General features: G+C 47.6%; 14 protein-coding genes, 2 tRNA genes, 1 pseudogene and 1 riboswitch. Of the genes and pseudogenes, 6 read left to right on the forward strand and 11 right to left on the reverse strand.

Annotated elements, in window-relative coordinates; all coding sequences use genetic code 11:
• Nucleotides 1–21: 21 nt before the first annotated feature.
• From HDC91_RS09570 to kduI, 5 genes are read right to left on the reverse strand one after another with little or no spacing between them, the layout of a single operon-like run.
• Nucleotides 22–1314, reverse strand: a complete 1293-nt coding sequence (locus HDC91_RS09570; protein WP_183551314.1) for an MFS transporter — start codon at nt 1312–1314, stop codon at nt 22–24.
• Between the two features lie 11 nt (nt 1315–1325).
• The gene (locus HDC91_RS09575; RefSeq protein ID WP_183551317.1) at nt 1326–1982 is read right to left on the reverse strand and encodes a bifunctional 4-hydroxy-2-oxoglutarate aldolase/2-dehydro-3-deoxy-phosphogluconate aldolase; all 657 of its coding nucleotides are present in this window, start codon (nt 1980–1982) and stop codon (nt 1326–1328) included.
• Nucleotides 1972–3009 carry a sugar kinase gene (locus HDC91_RS09580; RefSeq protein WP_183551319.1) on the reverse strand — a complete coding sequence of 346 codons (1038 nt, stop codon included), beginning with the start codon at nt 3007–3009 and terminating at the stop codon, nt 1972–1974. Before HDC91_RS09580 ends, HDC91_RS09575 begins: the two co-directional genes overlap by 11 nt.
• Nucleotides 3009–3824, reverse strand: coding sequence for an SDR family oxidoreductase (locus tag HDC91_RS09585; RefSeq protein ID WP_183551322.1), 816 nt, complete (start codon nt 3822–3824; stop codon nt 3009–3011). The genes HDC91_RS09580 and HDC91_RS09585 overlap by 1 nt, the downstream gene beginning before the upstream one ends.
• 11 nt (nt 3825–3835) lie before the next feature.
• On the reverse strand, nt 3836–4672 hold the full coding sequence (gene kduI / locus HDC91_RS09590; protein ID WP_183551325.1) for a 5-dehydro-4-deoxy-D-glucuronate isomerase: 837 nt from the start codon (nt 4670–4672) through the stop codon (nt 3836–3838).
• Between the two features lie 334 nt (nt 4673–5006).
• Between kduI and HDC91_RS09595 the strand changes: the two genes are divergently transcribed.
• From HDC91_RS09595 to HDC91_RS09615, 5 genes are read left to right on the forward strand one after another with little or no spacing between them, the layout of a single operon-like run.
• On the forward strand, nt 5007–5576 hold the full coding sequence (locus HDC91_RS09595) for a YhcH/YjgK/YiaL family protein (RefSeq protein ID WP_183551328.1): 570 nt from the start codon (nt 5007–5009) through the stop codon (nt 5574–5576).
• A gap of 21 nt (nt 5577–5597) precedes the next feature.
• Nucleotides 5598–6824 (forward strand): glycoside hydrolase family 88 protein, encoded by a 1227-nt coding sequence (locus tag HDC91_RS09600; protein ID WP_183551330.1) that lies wholly within the window; start codon nt 5598–5600, stop codon nt 6822–6824.
• Nucleotides 6825–6830: 6 nt separating this feature from the next.
• Nucleotides 6831–7193, forward strand: a complete 363-nt coding sequence (locus HDC91_RS09605) for a cupin domain-containing protein (RefSeq protein ID WP_183551333.1) — start codon at nt 6831–6833, stop codon at nt 7191–7193.
• A gap of 23 nt (nt 7194–7216) precedes the next feature.
• Nucleotides 7217–8404 carry a mannonate dehydratase gene (uxuA, locus tag HDC91_RS09610; RefSeq protein ID WP_183551336.1) on the forward strand — a complete coding sequence of 396 codons (1188 nt, stop codon included), beginning with the start codon at nt 7217–7219 and terminating at the stop codon, nt 8402–8404.
• Between the two features lie 6 nt (nt 8405–8410).
• Nucleotides 8411–9502 carry an alginate lyase family protein gene (locus HDC91_RS09615; RefSeq protein ID WP_183551339.1) on the forward strand — a complete coding sequence of 364 codons (1092 nt, stop codon included), beginning with the start codon at nt 8411–8413 and terminating at the stop codon, nt 9500–9502.
• Between the two features lie 59 nt (nt 9503–9561).
• On the opposite strand, the gene HDC91_RS09620 is transcribed toward HDC91_RS09615, so the two are convergent.
• Together HDC91_RS09620 and HDC91_RS09625 are read right to left on the reverse strand one after the other, a co-directional pair.
• Nucleotides 9562–9632 (reverse strand) — tRNA-Gln (locus HDC91_RS09620).
• Nucleotides 9633–9898: 266 nt separating this feature from the next.
• Nucleotides 9899–12028, reverse strand: a complete 2130-nt coding sequence (locus tag HDC91_RS09625) for a carbohydrate binding family 9 domain-containing protein (protein WP_221262161.1) — start codon at nt 12026–12028, stop codon at nt 9899–9901.
• 297 nt (nt 12029–12325) lie between these two features.
• Between HDC91_RS09625 and HDC91_RS09630 the strand changes: the two genes are divergently transcribed.
• Nucleotides 12326–12979, forward strand: a complete 654-nt coding sequence (locus HDC91_RS09630; RefSeq protein ID WP_183551344.1) for a class I SAM-dependent methyltransferase — start codon at nt 12326–12328, stop codon at nt 12977–12979.
• Nucleotides 12980–13020: 41 nt separating this feature from the next.
• On the opposite strand, the pseudogene HDC91_RS09635 reads toward HDC91_RS09630, so the two are convergent.
• The 4 genes and pseudogenes from HDC91_RS09635 to HDC91_RS09650 all read right to left on the reverse strand — a co-directional run bounded on the left by HDC91_RS09635 (nt 13021) and on the right by HDC91_RS09650 (nt 16804).
• Nucleotides 13021–13949: pseudogene (locus HDC91_RS09635) on the reverse strand (DUF5996 family protein).
• A gap of 210 nt (nt 13950–14159) precedes the next feature.
• Nucleotides 14160–14230, reverse strand: a tRNA-Cys gene (locus HDC91_RS09640).
• Between the two features lie 15 nt (nt 14231–14245).
• Nucleotides 14246–14881 (reverse strand): peroxiredoxin, encoded by a 636-nt coding sequence (locus tag HDC91_RS09645; RefSeq protein ID WP_183551347.1) that lies wholly within the window; start codon nt 14879–14881, stop codon nt 14246–14248.
• 144 nt (nt 14882–15025) lie between these two features.
• Nucleotides 15026–15143, reverse strand: a riboswitch (SAM riboswitch).
• Nucleotides 15144–15256: 113 nt separating this feature from the next.
• Nucleotides 15257–16804: a SulP family inorganic anion transporter gene (locus HDC91_RS09650; RefSeq protein WP_183551350.1), complete on the reverse strand. Its 1548-nt coding sequence runs from the start codon at nt 16802–16804 to the stop codon at nt 15257–15259.
• Nucleotides 16805–16824 lie beyond the last annotated feature (20 nt).

A 16824-nucleotide genomic window follows, 5' to 3' on the forward strand; every position in this document is an offset into this window, starting at 1 on the left:
CTTGTTTATGGAAATATCAGGTTACAGTTTCACCACCTTCATCCTGGGGGTTAACAGGTGCATAATGAACCAGGCCAGCAAATAAGCGCAGGCGCACATGGTGAAAATAATGTTATAACCCGCAGTGATATTACCCGATGCCTTGGCCGAATCTAATATCCAGCCGATAAAGAACGGGAATGCTATACCGCCTACGGCCCCCGCCATACCCCCTATACCCACAACCGAGCTTACCGCCCGTTTAGGGAACATATCTGATGCTGAGGTAAAGATATTGGCGCTCCAGGCCTGGTGGGCCGCCGCTGCCAGACTTATTAACCCCACAGCCTGCCAGATATTGGCCGCATACCTCGCCGCAAATATGGGCACTACGCACAACGCGAAAATGAACATAGCCGTTTTACGCGCCCTGAATATGGGCATCCCGCTTTTAATGAACCGCGATGATAAATATCCCCCGCCTATGCTGCCGATAGTTGTAGCGGTATAAACCAATACAAGGGGCAGGCTTGGTTTGGTAAGATCGAGCTTGAAGGTGCTTGCAAAGTACGATGGCAGCCAAAACAGGAAGAAGTACCAGATGGGATCGGTGAGGAACTTGCCAGCCACAAATGCCCAGGTTTGCCTGATGCCGAACAGCCGCACCCATTTTATCTTTTCCTGCGGGCCGTCTTCCACGGCTGGTTCGTCAACATCACTGTGTATATGCTCAAACTCGGCACTGTTTATCTTTTTATGCTTTGACGGAACCTCGTAAAATATCCACCAGAATATCAGCCATAAAAAACCAATGGCGCCGGTTATGATAAAGGCCATCTGCCAGCCGTAAATACCCAGTATCCAGGGCACCATTATAGGTGCCGCTACCGCGCCTATGTTCGCGCCCGAATTAAATATCCCCGTTGCCAGGGCACGCTCTTTTTTGGGGAACCACTCGGCAACAACCTTAATGGCCGCCGGGAAGTTGCCCGACTCGCCAAGGCCCAACGCCGCCCTTACCGCGCCAAAACCTAAAGTTGTTTTTACAATGGCGTGCAGCATGGCTGCCACGCTCCAAAAAATGAGCGATATGGTGTATCCCAGTTTGGTGCCCAGCTTATCGATAAAGCCGCCAAAGGCCAGTAAGCCAATGGCATAAGCCGCCTGAAAAGCCATAACTATGTGGCTGTAATCTTCTTCTGTCCAGTTAAATTCTCCTTCAAGCTTTGGTTTCAATAAGCCGATAACCTGCCTGTCGAGGTAGTTAATAGTCGTGGCAAAAAACAGCAGGATCACAACAATCCACCGGTAGTTGGTTTTTTTGGTATCGGTCATAATTGGTTTTATTATCGTGCCGACTTTACTAACTGTAATGCCCGCAACGTTTCTGTATATAACTGGTCGTACGCTTTGTTATCAAGGATGCTTTTTGTGATCAGTTTGCTGCCCATCCCAACAGCCGATACACCCGCGTTAAACCATCCCGTAATATTTTCCAGGCTCATTTCTACTCCGCCGGTAGGCATCATTTGCACCCCCGGGAAAAGCTCTTTCACCGCCGATACGAACGCATGCCCCAATATATTGGCGGGGAACAGCTTCACCAATTTGGCGCCAAGCTCCTGCGCCTCGTAAATTTCAGTGGGCGTCATACAGCCGGGTATCCATAGCAGGCCGTGTTTTGCGGCAACCGCTGCAACCTGGTGGTTAACCAGCGGCGATATTAAAAAATCCGCACCGGCGGCGGCAAACTGTTCGGCCTCGTCGGCAGATTTAACGGTACCGATGCCCAAAAGCAAGCCCGGCAATTGCAGCTGCTGCTTTTTAAGTGCTTTAAAATTATCGAGCGCTGCCGGCCCACGGTTGGTATATTCAATGGCACGGATGCCTGCCTTATACAGCGTTTGATTAATAGCCATACTTACCTCGCTGCTTTCGTTATAGTAAAGCGGCAACACACCTTGTTCTACAATACTATCCTGTACCTGCTGCTTAGTTTGCATTGTTAATAGCTTTGGTTATTTTTTCTACGGTGCTTTGGGTAGCATCCCCCTTTACTGACAACTTATCGAACGCAGCTGCTGTAGCAAAATTCAGGGCTGTCCAAAGCTCCAATTTAAGCCCGTAGCAGTATATCAGCCCGGCCATAAAACAATCGCCGCTGCCTACCTTATCAATTACTTTGTTTGTAATATATTCGTGTGAATTATAAAATTCCCCTTCCTGGTATAAGGTGGTATAATATTTTATACCACCTTCATGGTCGAACCTGAAGGTATTGGCAACTGTTCTGCATGCAGGGAACCTTTCCATTATCTTTTTGGAACTGCTAAGCGCTTCGGCAAGGTAGTTTTCTTTTGTATCAATATCTGTCAACTGCGGACTAACCGGTATGCCTAATAAGCTTTCGGCCGCCCAAACATTGCCCATTACCATGTTGCAATATTTTACCAGTCGCGGCATAATTTGCTCCGGCTCCTTGCCGTACTGCCAAAGCTTTGCACGATAATTCAAATCGATAGATATGGTGATGTTTCGTTTGGATGCTGCTATCAGCACCTCTTCGCAAAGGTCGGCGGTTTGCTCCGTCAACGCCGGGCAAATAGCGCTGAAGTGAAACCAGCTTACACCTGTTAAAACTTTGTCCCAATCAATAACGCCCGGCTTTAATTCGGCAAATGCCGAGCCAGCACGGTCATATATTACCGCGTCGTGTTTCATATCGGCGCCGCTGGTTAAATAAAATAACCCCTGGCGGCCTGCACCTTTATGGATAGCCGAAGTATCGATGCCCCTTTCGGCGACATAATTAATGATTTGCGCCGACAAGCCGTTATCGGGCATGGCGGTAAAATACTTTGTTTTAACATTCCATAAAGCCAGCGCGGTAGCCACGTTTAATTCAGCGCCGCCCACATAAACCGGCAGGCTGCTGCTTTCAAGCCATTTGCCGCTCGCATCAGGGCATATCCTGAGCAGCAGTTCGCCAAAAGTTAAAACCGTGTCGTTACTTTGCGTGCCTGTTTCCATTAAACCCCTCCAAATATCGAGAACCCGCCGTCAACACATATCATAGAGCCGGTTACAAATGCCGATGCGTCGCTCAGCAGCCAAACCAGCGCGCCAATCAGCTCATCCGGGTGGCCAAAGCGTTTAAACGGCGTTTGTTTAATAACCAATGCGCCCCTATCGGTGTAACCGCCTTCGGGCTTTGTTAAAAGGTTGCGGTTTTGTTCTGTTAAAAAAAAGCCTGGGGCCAGGGCGTTCATCCGTATCGCATCGCCATAACGGTTGGCCAGCTCAACGGCAAACCATTGGTTATAGCAATCAACCGCGGCCTTGCCCATATTGTAGCCCAATACCCTGGTAATAGCCCGCTTGGAGTTCATGGATGATATATTAACTATACTGCCCTTGCCTGTTTTGGCAATTGCTTCGCCAAACACCTGAGTAGGCAGCAGGGTGCCCCAAAGGTTTACTTCCATTACTTTTTTCATCCCGTTAAGGTTCATATTGAATATGTCCTCATCGGGCTGCAGCACACCTTCGGGCATGTTGCCGCCGGCTCCGTTAACCAACCCGTCTATACGGCCAAATTTATCAAGCAAAGCAGTTTTGGCGGCTTTTAAGTCGTCTTCCTGCAACACATCTGCAACAAGCGCAATGGCCTGCCCGCCGTTTTTATTGATGGCTTCGGCCCTTTCTTCGGCAACCTGCCGGTTGCGGCCCAGTATCCCTACCGTGCCGCCGGCTGCTACAATGCCATCTATAAAAGATTTGCCCAGTATGCCAGTGCCGCCGGTTACAACAATTACCTTCCCTTTTAACGAAAAATTATTCTCCACTGTGCTTATTTCTATTTTATGTTATCAATGCTGATGGCATCCATATCTGTATAATCAAGGTTTTCACCTGCCATGCCCCATATAAAGCTGTAACTGCCGGTACCTGCTCCAGCGTGAATGCTCCACGGCGGCGATACCACGGCACCGTAATTATCAATTAATATATGCCTGGTTTCGGCTTCCTCGCCCATCAGGTGAAATACCCTTTGCCCCGCGGGGATATCGAAGTAAAAATAAGCTTCCATGCGGCGGTCGTGTACGTGCGGCGGCATGGTGTTCCATACGCTGCCTTCGTGCAGTGTGGTTAAGCCCATAACCAGCTGGCAGCTTTTTATACCGCCGTCGCCGTTATGTATATATTTATTAATGGTGCGCTTGTTAGCGGTGGCGCTCCTGCCAGTGTGTACTTTTTCGGCCTGCTCAATGGGCAAAAGGGTTGTGGGATAATTTGTATGCGCGGGCGATGAAAGCAAATAAAACACCGGCGGCGTGGCGGCATCAACTGCGGTAAAGCTTACTTGTTGTACGCCTTTGCCTATATACAGGCAATCCATTTTCTTCAGGTCGAAAGTTTGGCCGTCGGCTGTTACCCGGCCGTCTCCCGCAACATTGATGATGCCTAACTCGCGGCGTTCTAAAAAATACCCGGCTTTAAGGTTATCGTAATTTTCAAGTACTAAGGTTTTACTAACCGGGTGTGCACCGCCTATTATCATGCGGTCGTAATGTGTGTAAACGCAGTTTACCCGGTCTGCCTTTACCAGGTCGTCAATTAAAAAGCGGTCGCGTATCTGTTCGGTCTGGTAGGTTTTAAAATCACCGGGGTGAACGCTATGTATTACTTTCAAAACAGGAAGTGTTAGAGTTTAATGTATAATGTTCAGCAAGTCTACAATTATGATATTTTAATTTGAAATAAACGTGTTGTTATTTCTACGCAAACGTTATCGAAAACTTTCGCTTACTAAATTAATATAAAATACACGGCCTTTACTATAACGTTTGCGTAGAATTAGTAGCGGCCACCGGCTGAAATTTAAACTATTTCCTTGTAATATTGACCTATGGCAGCGCAGTAGAGGCATAGCCGCCGGCGCATTGCCGGTTATAAACCAATTGAATAATATCATGAAAGTTAAACCTTTATTTCGGCTAGCAATAGCTGCTATCAGTTTTATCGCGATGGAAAATACAGCAATAGCGCAAACCGGCACCGGCAATAATGTTAACCCAAAAACCGCCCGGGAATGGGCACAAAGCAATAAATGGAAGAACGGCTTAAAATTAAGCTTGTATAAGCATGTAAACGCAGTTGAGTTTTATAAGCAATACCATAACAATAAAGCCGTGTGGGATAAAGTGTTTAGCTATTTACGCGAACAAAACCTGGATACCTTAAGCGCGGGCAAGCACCCTATTGACGGCGAGAACGCTTATGCCAGCATAACCGAGGCACCATCAAAAGAACTGGATAAGGCGGGGTGGGAATCGCACCGCAAATACATCGATCTGCAATATGTAATAAAGGGTAAAGAGCGCATTGATGTTATCGACATAAACAAAGCCACCATTACCAAACCCTACAGCGAAACCAGCGACGCCGCAAACTATACTGCCGAAGGTGCTTCGTACATCGCCGAACCCGGCACATTCTTTTTGTTTTTTCCGCAGGATGTACATCGCCCTAACATTAAGATAGAAGGTTACGATGTAGTCAAAAAATTAGTGATAAAAATTAAAGTGGTCAATTAAACGGCCCTATTAAATACATCCATGAACATCAAACATATTATACCCCTGATAGCATTGAGCGTCGCTGCTATTAGCGTATCGGCACAAAACAACGCGCGCGAAGCATTCAAATTCGCAAAGCATCAAACAAAACTTTTATTAGCCGAAACTGCTAAAATCAAAGCGGCTGCCAACAAGCCCAACCTGTTATCGCCGCGTGCACTGAACACAAAAGGCGACCTGGTGATGGTATCATCAAAAGATTGGTGCAGCGGCTTTTTTCCCGGCAACCTGTGGTTTTTATATGAATACACCGGCGATAAATTCTGGAAAGAACGATCTGAACCGTTTACTGCCGAAATGGAAGGCGAAAAAAGCAACACCGGCACACACGACCTGGGCTTTATGGTATATAATAGCGTAGGCAACGCCTACCGCTTAACCCGCCAGCAGAAATATAAGGATGATATCATCCAGACGGCCAGGTCACTTATTACCCGTTTTAACCCAACTGTCGGCTGCATCAAATCATGGGACCATCAAAAACAATGGCAGTTCCCGGTGATCATTGATAATATGATGAATCTGGAATTGCTTTTTGAGGCGACCAAACTAAGCGGCGATTCCAGCTTTTATAAGGTGGCGGTCACCCATGCCAATACTACGCTTAAAAACCATTTCAGGGCCGACAACAGTTCGTTCCACGTTATTAATTACGACCCCGAAACCGGCAAGGTGCTTAACAAACAAACCCTGCAGGGCTTTGCCGATAGCTCCGCCTGGGCTCGCGGGCAGGCATGGGGGCTTTATGGCTACACCATGTGCTACCGCGAAACCGGTAACAAAGCATATCTTGCCCAGGCCGAAAAGATAGCCAGATATATTTTCAGCAACCCGCAGATGCCGCCCGACCTGGTGCCCTATTGGGATTTTGACGCGGCTAAACTGGGCAACCAGCCACGCGATGCATCGGCAGCGGCTATTGCCGCGTCTGCTTTGTACGAATTAAGTACCTACAGCAAAAACGCCGTTACCTATAAAAAAACAGCCGACAAGATATTAAACAGCCTGGGCAAAAGCTACCAGGCACAGCCCGATAGCGCCAGCGGCTTTTTGCTGTTGCACAGCACCGGCCATAAACCCGCCAACAGCGAAATTGATGTGCCCATTATTTATGCCGATTACTATTACCTGGAAGCCCTGCTGCGCCAAAAACGCCTGGCCGAGAAAAGGCCGGTTATCAACGCTACCGGTACCCTTAAAAACTGACCGGGCATGATACAAAGCAACTTATTCCAGTTTGAGGATATCGCTAACTGGCAAACCGTTGGCAACGGCGTGCAACGGCAGGTGTTGGGCTATGATGATAAGCTGATGATGGTAAAGGTAAGATTTATCAAAGGGGCTTGCGGCGCCCTGCACAGCCATGCGCACGCGCAGGTTAGCTATGTAGAAAGCGGCGCGTTTGAAATGACAATGGGCGAAACGGTAAAGATCATTCGCAAAGGGGATGGGTATTATGTGCCGCCGTTTACCGTGCATGGCTGCGTTTGCCTGGAGGATGGCATGCTGATTGATGCCTTTAGCCCCGCCCGCTGGGATTTTTTAGCTGCCGACACCGAACAATATACTTTGTAAATTAGGCGATCAAAACTATTTAAATGAGCTTAGAACAAACATGGCGCTGGTACGGGCCTGATGACCCGGTGACGTTGGCCGATGCCAGGCAAGCCGGGGCTGCCGGTATTGTTACCGCCCTGCACCATATCCCCAACGGGGAGGTTTGGCCGGTAGATGAGATCCTGAAAAGAAAAAAATTGATTGAAGACGCGGGTCTAAAGTGGTCGGTAATTGAAAGCGTGCCGGTGCACGAGGATATCAAAAAACGTAGCGGCAATTACGAGCGCTATATCCAAAATTATCGCCAAAGCCTGCTTAATATAGGGCAATGCGGTATCAGCATCGTTTGCTATAATTTTATGCCCGTGCTCGACTGGACCCGCACCGACCTGGATTACCCAATGCCCGGCGGCGCTACCGCCCTAAGGTTTGATACCGTTGCCTTCGCCGCTTTCGATATTTATATCCTGAACAGGCCGGGCGCGGAAAACGATCATCCCGAAGCCATAAGGTTAAAGGCAAAGGCATACCACGATAGTTTAAGCGAGGCCGCCAAACAGCAATTGGTAAAAAACATAATAGCCGGCTTGCCCGGGTCAGAGGAAGGTTACACCCCCGCCAGGTTTTTAAACATGCTGGCCTCGTACGGGCATATCAGCGCGCAAACGCTGAAGGCTAACCTGGCTTATTTTCTGCAGCAGGTTATCCCCGCGGCGGAGCAGGCCGGCGTACTGATGTGCATCCACCCCGACGACCCGCCATACCCTATACTTGGCCTGCCGCGCGTGGTTAGTACCGAGCAGGACATACTGGATATTTATGATGTAGTTGATAGCCCCAATAACGGGCTTACCTTTTGCACCGGATCGTTCGGGGTAATAGCAAGTAACGATTTGCCGGGCATGGTTGAGCGCCTGGGCCATCGTATCCACTTTATACACCTGCGCAGCACCAAACGTGATTCGGAAGGCAACTTCCACGAAGCTGACCACCTTGACGGCGATGTAGATATGTATGCAGTGATGAAGGCCCTGCTGCTGGAACAGCAGAAAAGGGTAACTGCGGACCGAACAGATATCAGTATGCCCTTCCGCCCCGACCACGGGCATAAAATGCTCGATGACCTGCATAAAATAACAAATCCGGGCTACTCGGCCATCGGCCGCCTGCGCGGACTGGCCGAATTGCGCGGGCTGGAGTTGGGTATCAAAAGATCATTAGAAATCTAATTTTACATGAAAAAGTTCGTCTGCTTTTTGGCCCTTGCCGTTACAACTTTTTGTGCCGACGCGCAGTTTGCAAGCCTTGACAAAAACGAGGTAAAATTGATGCGCGAATCGCTCAAAAAAGACAGAAAATTCTCGAAAATTTTCAGGAATTTTCAAGTAATTGCCGACCAATCGCTGAGCGAAACCCCCAACCCGATAGCGGTTATTTTGTCGCAGGGCCTGCTCGCCGGCGACCCCAGGAAGACCGCAAGCCTGAAAGCCCTGGAAGATGCCAATAAGGTTTACGCGCTTGCATTTGCCTACAAAATATCGGGCAAAACCGCTTATCTGAACAAAGCAACAGACTTTTTTACCGCCTGGGCAAAGATCAACAAAGCCACCGACGACCCCATCAACCAAACCAAACTGGAAGATATGGTTACCGCGTATGACCTTGTAAGAGAGGATGTTACAGCACAAAGCCGCACCCTTACAGACGATTGGCTACGCGGTATAGCTGATGCACTGGTGGATAGTAAATACGCCAAAGGCAGCCGCGGCACCGCCATCAACAACTGGAACTCGCACCGTATCAAGATGATAGCCCTTATTGCTTATACGCTGCACGATAATAAATACGATAGCGTTATCAGCACAGAGCTTGAAAAACAGCTTAACGTAAACCTAAACCCTGATGGCACCACCCATGACCTGATGGAACGCGACGCCTTTCACTACCAAACTTATGATATTGAGCCACTTATATCAACCTGCATAGCTATTTACAGGGCAACAGGCAAAAATTATTTTGACTGGAAAACCGCCAACGGTTCGACGATAAAGAACTGCGTTGACTACATGACACCCTATATGACCGGCGAAAAAATCCATCCCGAATTTGTAAAAAGCACTGTAGCCTTTGATAAAAAACGGGCGGAAAACGGAGAAAAGGGCTATGCGCCAGGTACATTGTTCGAGCCTGTTAACGGCGTTCACACCTTCTCGCTGGCAGCTTACTTTGATAAAGGATATAATACGATCATCCGCCGGGCTATGCACGATGATAACTACTTGAACTGGCGAATGGCACTTAATGCTTTTACTGTTGTAAAACCATAACAGACAGCTGTTTATGAATAAAAAGGGCGAATGACCATCAGATCATTCACCCTTTTTAGTTTTCCTGAATGGATTCGAACCACTACTAACAGAGTCAGAGTCTGGTGTGCTACCGTTACACTACAGGAAAATAGCGGTATTGCTTTATGCTGCAAAAGTATAAAATTGACAGATGTTTGCAACCATAATGCTGTAAAAATTGAGAATATCTCCACGCTTCATTGCGCGGAGCGAATCGACAAACGAATCTCTTTAAGCTATTGGTTTATGCAAAGTGTAATTGTCCTCAAGAGATCCCTTCGTTCCTCGCAATGACGTGGTGAAAAACTTCACGATGACAACGCTGTGAATCGCATCTCTCTATTATCTGCACATTTCTCATATCTGCACATCCAACTATATATTCCACCAATAAGTCCACTTAATGGTAAACTGCCTGTTTTTAACAGTGAAGGGCGATGGGATAGAGTTATCGCCATAAACGATAAACAGGTCGGAGGCGGGTTTGTAGCGCCATTGCAGGCGGCTGTTGATGTTCATGTTGCGGGCTTGCTCGTTATATTGCACGTATGTGGTAAAATACAGCGTATTGGTGAAGGTAACATCAGCCCGCGGGCCAATGAGCCAGAATTTGTTGCGTCCATAAGGTGCGGGCAACTGCAGATCATTATACGAGGCGTTCAATATCAGGTTAACATACGGCTGAAAACGGTAGCCCAACTGCCCTACCAGCGTGGTTTTGGTACCGTTATCATAATACCCGCCGCGGGCAACCTCAAAAAGATAAGTAAACACGCTTTGTGGTTTTGATGCGTATTGTACATCGATGGTGTTCCAATGGCTTTTAAAGCCCACGGGCAAGCTGTCCTTACCGGTATTGGTAGGGTCGTATTCGCGCAGCAGCTTCACATAATCATCAAGCGCGGATATGGTTAAGGTACCACGGTCGCGGAAGGTGATCAGGTAGCTGAGGATGCTTTCGTTATCGGTTGGTTTATAAGCCTCGTCAAAAAAGTAAATACCGGTGTACTGCAGGCCATGCGATAATACTACCCCGCTTTTAGGAAAAAAGTTGTGCTGCAGCAGGGGGTTCAACTTATTATAACCGGTACGGGGCACATAGCCAACTTCGGCGTTGTAATCTTTCCCTACATATTGCTGTTGCAAGGCCGCTGTCCAGTATTTGCTTAGGTATTGCAAATTGGCCGCCTGCACGAATTCGCGCCCTTTTACCCCTGCCGTAAAAGATTTTAACCCCAGCAGCTTGCCGGTCCATTGGTTGTTTGATGATGCCAGGTTAAATTCGGCGCCTATGTTACGGTTATACGCGTTGGCTGCACTGCCCGGTGCAGGGGCGCTGCCGGTACCATCCTTATTTACAAACATAAAACCAATATTCGACCGCGAGAACACCCGCCTTTGCAGGGTAACAATACCAAAGTTTTGCCCTGGTAAATTATCAGATGCCGACCGCCCGGTTTGTATATCCATTACCCCTACCCGCCAGTCTTTATCTATTTTCCCGGTTAACCGCGCGCCCGCGCGTATTGGCGCATTTAAACCGATACGGCGCGAGAAGAACGGCCTGATATCGCCATAACCGAAGTTGGCAAACAGATCACCGTTCTCCAGAAAAAACTGACGCTTTTCGGGGAAGAACAGCTCATACCTGTTCAGGTTTATCACCTGCTGATCAACATCCACCTGCGAAAAATCGGGGTTAACGGTCATGTCCAGGTTAAGCGACGAGGTAAGCCCCACCTTTACATCACCCCCAATTTCTTTACGCCAAACTGCCGGTTTATCGCTCTGAAAATCTTTGGTGATGCCCCCCAACGCGTAAGGGATGACTGATATGTTATGTGTAGCCACCGGCGGCGCTTCATCCCAAACAACCGTACCGGTGTAAGCCAGCGCGGCGGTTGGGAATTGTCTGGGTATAGGCGTCCAGCTCGATTTCTCGGTAGTGACCAGATCATTACGGCTAAAGTTTATTCCCCACTCTTTTATGCCTTTTTTGTAACGAATACTTTTAAAAGGAATGGCCGCTTCGAACACCCATTTATCCGGATAATTTTTTACAGCCGAGTACCACTTGTTATCCCAACTCAGGTCAACCTTGCTGCCTTCATACATGGTGCCATCCCATTGGGCCCCTGCCGCGTTGGCGCCGAAGCTAAAGCCATCGGTACGGGCATCAAAGGGATCCATAAAAAAGATGAAGTTATCATTCTTCAGAAAGCTAAAATCGCGCTTCAGCGATTCCACCATATAGCCTGCTGTTGGCGTATAGCAAACCGCCGATATGTAAAAGTTATCGTTATCATACGCCAGGCGAACTACTGTGCGTAGTTTGGCAAGGCTGGTATCCATAGGCAATACCATAAAAAACGGGCTTGTAGTATCGGCCTTAAGCCAGTCGGCTTCATCAAGCAAACCATCAATTTTTATGGGGGATGCAGCACGCTTGATATGGTATTTGTAACCGGCGTTCTTTTTTTGCGCGAAAACAAAACTACTAAACATGCAACAGCACATTAGTAATAGGGTAAACTTTGGTTTTAGCAATTGGTATGGTACTTAGGATGTGAGATAATACCACCGCTATTGTGTTAACGGTACACAATAATATAAATATTATGCGATAATGCATAAGCACATTGGCTTATCAAACCAAATTTTTAAAGCCATTGCAATATTGTTACATTGCAGCCGGGCCGACTCACCCCCTGCCCCCTCTCTGCTGCGCAAAGAGGGGGAGGATTTAAGAACCAATTTCCCCAGTCGGGGAGAGTCGACTACAACGCTAAACTAAATACCAACATGGCAAACCGCTTGCAGCAGCTTTACGGCAATATTGATATCTACCTTTTCGACCAGCTTTTGAAGGGACGCTTTGATGGGTGCACAAACGTGCTGGATGTTGGCTGCGGCGGCGGGCGAAACATCGTATACTTTCTGCAAAACGGCTATGAGGTTTATGGCATCGACCCAAATCCTGAAGCAGTGGCGCTGGTAAAAGCATTGGCCAAAGAGCTGGCTCCGGCTACTCCGCCAACAAACTTCAGCATAGGCAAAGCCGAACAACTGCCCTTTGAGGATGAAATGTTCGACCTGATAGTTTGCAGCGCAGTACTGCATTTTGCAGCCGATAGCAATCACTTCGACGCCATGCTGCGATCAATATGGTGCGCATTAAAAACCGGCGGTTATTTTTTCGCGCGGCTGGCATCTGATATTGGCATCGAGGATAAAGTGATTCCCCTGGGCAATAGCCGCTACGCCCTACCAGATGGCTCCGAACGCTTTTTGGTGAACGAACAGGTGCTAATGGAGTACACAGCCAGCTTAGGCGGCGAACTTTTTGAGCCGATAAAAACCACCAACGTGCAAAATTTACGGTGCATGACAACGTGGTGTTTGCGGAAAGTGGCCTCACCTAAACCCTCTCCGGGAGAACGAACTTTTCCGTTATAATAGCCAACCGCCCGCTCAAGCGCGAACATTTGAATTGGCGATTAATTTTTAAAACCCTGCAAATCACACTCTAATGCTCTATCCCAATTACCTGTTGTGGCGGCGGCATTATAGGTAGTTTGCAAAAACTGCATCAGGGTATTTTCGGGGTTGGCGGCTTGCTGTACCATTTCGTACATTAAAAAATATTCGCCCATTTCCTGGCTGTAAAAGGCTTCGGGTGGGCTCACCTGCTGCTTGCCGTAATCTTCAGGAGTTGGGTAACAATAGGCGTAGAACGCCGGCTGCGGAAACGCCTCGCTGCCCGGCCAAAACCCGCATGAGCTAACCTCGTGCGAGTATGCTTCCTGCATTACATCATCGGGCATGTTGGGCGCGCCGCCGGGGTGTTTGGGCGCCGGCCGGCCGCTGAAACGGGTAACTGCCAGGTCGAACGCGCCCCAAAAGAAATGTACCGGGCTGCATTTGCCCAAAAAGCCTGCCCTGAAATCAGTAAAAACATTGTGTATCCTGATGAGCGCCTGCCACAGGTTGTGCATCACATCGCTGTCGTAAGTACATGGCTTTTGGTTTTCGGCGAAGGGTATGGCCGGGTCAACCTCATTAGGCGCGGCATAAATTTCCACTTCAATACCCGCCAACCTCAGGTTAGCCATAACTCGTTGTAGAAAGCGGCTATGGTTTCGGCGCCTAATGCCGATGAGATATTTTCGCCCGTACTGGTGGTGATATGCAGTTGATGCTTTATAAAATCAAGGTCTATCTGGAACACCCCGCCGCCGTAGGGTATGCTGCCTGTTGTTAAGCCTGTAGCGCTTACATACAGCGTAACCTGCCACGAGTGGTTTATCCACGGCATTTTTTTGAGGCGCACCTTGCCTATCATTTGTGTCCACATGTGTACCGTGGCAAGGGTGTCCTTCAGGTAATGATAATCGAGTTTTGGCCAGGGGTGAGTGGTAGTGTTCATACGTAAAGATACAATGAAATGGGGGAATTTTTTATGTAGTGTGTTAGTTTACTCACCAAGCGACACTTCGTGCGTGGCCCTTTCTGCTACGCAAAGAGGGTGAAAAATTAGAGAGTGGCCAAGCCTGGCGATGACCGGGCAGTAACCAAAAAAGGCGATGGACTCCTCAGCCCACCGCCCCGTCATTATAGTCAGTCAGTATAGTTTCAGACGTCGCGGGTAGATTCGAACTACCGTTAAAGGTTTTGCAGACCCACACCTATCCTCTCGGCCACGCGACTTTATCTTTCAGCCAGTTATTTATTGGGCTGGGGCGTTGTACGCAAATACGGTTTTACCTCTTTAAACCCTTTAGGGAATTTAGCCGGGATATCTTCTGTTTTGATTGATGGAAGCACCACAACATCTTCGCCGTCTTTCCAATCGGCAGGGGTAGCAACGCTGTGGTAAGCGGTTAACTGCAGGCTATCTATCACCCTCAATATCTCCTGGAAATTTCTGCCGGTTGATGCCGGGTAGCTGATGATCAGTTTTATCTTTTTATCGGGGCCGATAATAAATAACGAGCGCACGGTTGCTGTTAGCGAAGCATTAGGATGTATCATGTCGTAAGCTTGCGATATCTCGCGGGTTTCATCGCCTATGATCGGGAACGTAACTTCAACATCCTGGGTCTCATTGATGTCTTTTATCCACCCCTTGTGCGATTCTACATTATCGGTGCTTAAGGCTACTACTTTTACATTACGCTTTGCAAACTCGTCTTTGAGCGCTGCGGTTTTGCCCAGTTCAGTGGTGCAAACGGGGGTATAATCAGCCGGGTGCGAGAAAAGCACACCCCAGCTATCGCCCAGGTATTCGTAAAAATCTATTTCTCCTTGTGATGTTTGTGCTTTAAAATTTGGGGCGTCGTCGCCAATTCGTAAACTCATGTCTTTTTAAATTTTAAGTTGATATAAAAATATACAGCCATTAATGCTATGCTAATAGTTACAAAACTTATACAGGAAATTTGAAGGGATGCCGGCAGATGCAAGAGCATGTTTTGGATGCAAAACATGGTGGTCTTTTAAATCAGCTTATCTGTCTCCGACGCTATGCGGCGAAGCAGGAATTAGCACCTTACACAAGCTAAAAGCTGTACAGGTTGCTAAGACATCATAGGGCCTTTCCCTCTGTCTTTCTGGATAAGTATATATTTAAAGAACGATTACATTACAAAAGTAATTATAAATTCTATAATTCCTATAGACTTTATAATTTATTTTTAACATCTGTTTTAAACAGCTAAATTTCAGGAAGATAATCTATATATTATAACTCTTTTCTGTTGCTACCCAGTAATGCGGGTCTTCCATAATATTTACATCAATAACATCAGCGGCATTTTTTAGCAAAGCGATGCAATCTTTACTCAGATGCTTTAAATGGAGTTTTTTGCCTGCCTTACGATATCGCTCTGTTAATTTGTTAAGGGCTTGGATACCCGACATATCGGCAACGCGACTGTCTTTAAAGTCTATAATCACTTCGTCAGGATCGCCGGAGATGTCAAACTTTTCAGAAAACGCCGTTACCGATCCAAAAAATAACGGGCCGTAAATTTCGTAATGTTTGGCGCCATTACCGTCTACATATTTACGGGCGCGGATGCGTTTTGCACTTTCCCAGGCAAATACCAGGGCCGATATAATAACGCCTATCAACACAGCCAATGCAAGGTTGTGCAGCAGTATAGTTATAACAGCAACTAATATCCCCACAAATACATCCTGTTTGGGCATTTTATTAAATATCCTGAAGCTTATCCATTCAAAAGTACCAAATGCCACCATGATCATCACACCGGTAAGGGCGGCCATTGGCAGTTTGCCTATAACAGGCGCCCCAAAAAGTATAATCAATAAAATAGTTAGCGATGCTATTATACCCGATAACCTTGCCCTGGCGCCTGCTGATAAGTTTACCAGGGTTTGCGCTATCATGGGGCAGCCGCCCATCCCAAAAAAGAAACCATTTAAAATATTGGCGCTTCCCTGGGCTATACATTCGCGGTTGCCGTTGCCCCTTGTTGCGGTCATTTCATCAACCAGGTTTAAGGTAAGCAGGCCCTCTGTTAAGCCTACAGCCGCCATAATTAAAGCATAAGGGAAAATAATGTTGAGTGTGTGCAGGCTTAAAGGTATGGCAGGAATATGAAAAGGCGGGAAGCCACCGCTGACAGATGCAATATCGCTTACTGTTTTTGTGTGGATACCAAAACCCAGCACCAAAACAAATACAACAATAATTGCCACCAGCGACGATGGTACCGCCCTGGTAATTTTTGGGAAAAGCACCACAATAGCTATGGTTAACGCCACAAGGCCGCCCATAATTAACAATGGAGCGCCGCTAAGCCAGGCCGGCTGCCCGTTAACCACCGTTTTAAATTGTTGTAGCTGCGCCATAAAAATGATCACCGCCAGGCCGTTTACAAAACCATACATAACAGGTTGCGGCACCAGCCGGATAAGCTTTGCCAGTTTAAACACCCCAATAGCGATCTGGATAATGCCTGCTAATGCCACTGCGGCAAATACATATTCTATCCCGTTGGCCTTCATTAATGCTATCAGCACTACAACCGTGGCCCCTGCCCCGCCCGAAACGAGCCCCGGCCTTCCGCCGAATATAGCGGTAACAAGCCCCATTATAAAAGCGGCATACAAACCTACCAATGGCGGGAAGCCCGCCAGTATGGCGAACGACAATGATTCGGGCATCATGGTCATGGCAACAGTAAGGCCGGCCAGTATTTCGGTTTTATAGTTAACCTTTTGTGTAAAATCGAATAATTTAAAGCTCGCCTTCATGGCCGCAAAGCTATAAAAAT

The organism is Mucilaginibacter sp. AK015 (assembly GCF_014200785.1).
Classification (GTDB): domain Bacteria; phylum Bacteroidota; class Bacteroidia; order Sphingobacteriales; family Sphingobacteriaceae; genus Mucilaginibacter.

Bases quoted from the DNA above. Each gene is read 5' to 3' on its own strand.
- HDC91_RS09575 (WP_183551317.1), bottom strand. From the start codon at position 1,982: ATGCAAACTAAGCAGCAGGTACAGGATAGTATTGTAGAACAAGGTGTG.
- HDC91_RS09600 (WP_183551330.1), top strand. From the start codon at position 5,598: ATGAACATCAAACATATTATACCCCTGATAGCATTGAGCGTCGCTGCT.
- HDC91_RS09595 (WP_183551328.1), top strand. From the start codon at position 5,007: ATGGAAAATACAGCAATAGCGCAAACCGGCACCGGCAATAATGTTAAC.
- HDC91_RS09615 (WP_183551339.1), top strand. From the start codon at position 8,411: ATGAAAAAGTTCGTCTGCTTTTTGGCCCTTGCCGTTACAACTTTTTGT.
- HDC91_RS09650 (WP_183551350.1), bottom strand. From the start codon at position 16,804: ATGAAGGCGAGCTTTAAATTATTCGATTTTACACAAAAGGTTAACTAT.
- HDC91_RS09570 (WP_183551314.1), bottom strand. From the start codon at position 1,314: ATGACCGATACCAAAAAAACCAACTACCGGTGGATTGTTGTGATCCTG.
- HDC91_RS09580 (WP_183551319.1), bottom strand. From the start codon at position 3,009: ATGGAAACAGGCACGCAAAGTAACGACACGGTTTTAACTTTTGGCGAA.
- HDC91_RS09645 (WP_183551347.1), bottom strand. From the start codon at position 14,881: ATGAGTTTACGAATTGGCGACGACGCCCCAAATTTTAAAGCACAAACA.
- HDC91_RS09605 (WP_183551333.1), top strand. From the start codon at position 6,831: ATGATACAAAGCAACTTATTCCAGTTTGAGGATATCGCTAACTGGCAA.
- uxuA (WP_183551336.1), top strand. From the start codon at position 7,217: ATGAGCTTAGAACAAACATGGCGCTGGTACGGGCCTGATGACCCGGTG.
- HDC91_RS09630 (WP_183551344.1), top strand. From the start codon at position 12,326: ATGGCAAACCGCTTGCAGCAGCTTTACGGCAATATTGATATCTACCTT.
- HDC91_RS09625 (WP_221262161.1), bottom strand. From the start codon at position 12,028: ATGTTTAGTAGTTTTGTTTTCGCGCAAAAAAAGAACGCCGGTTACAAA.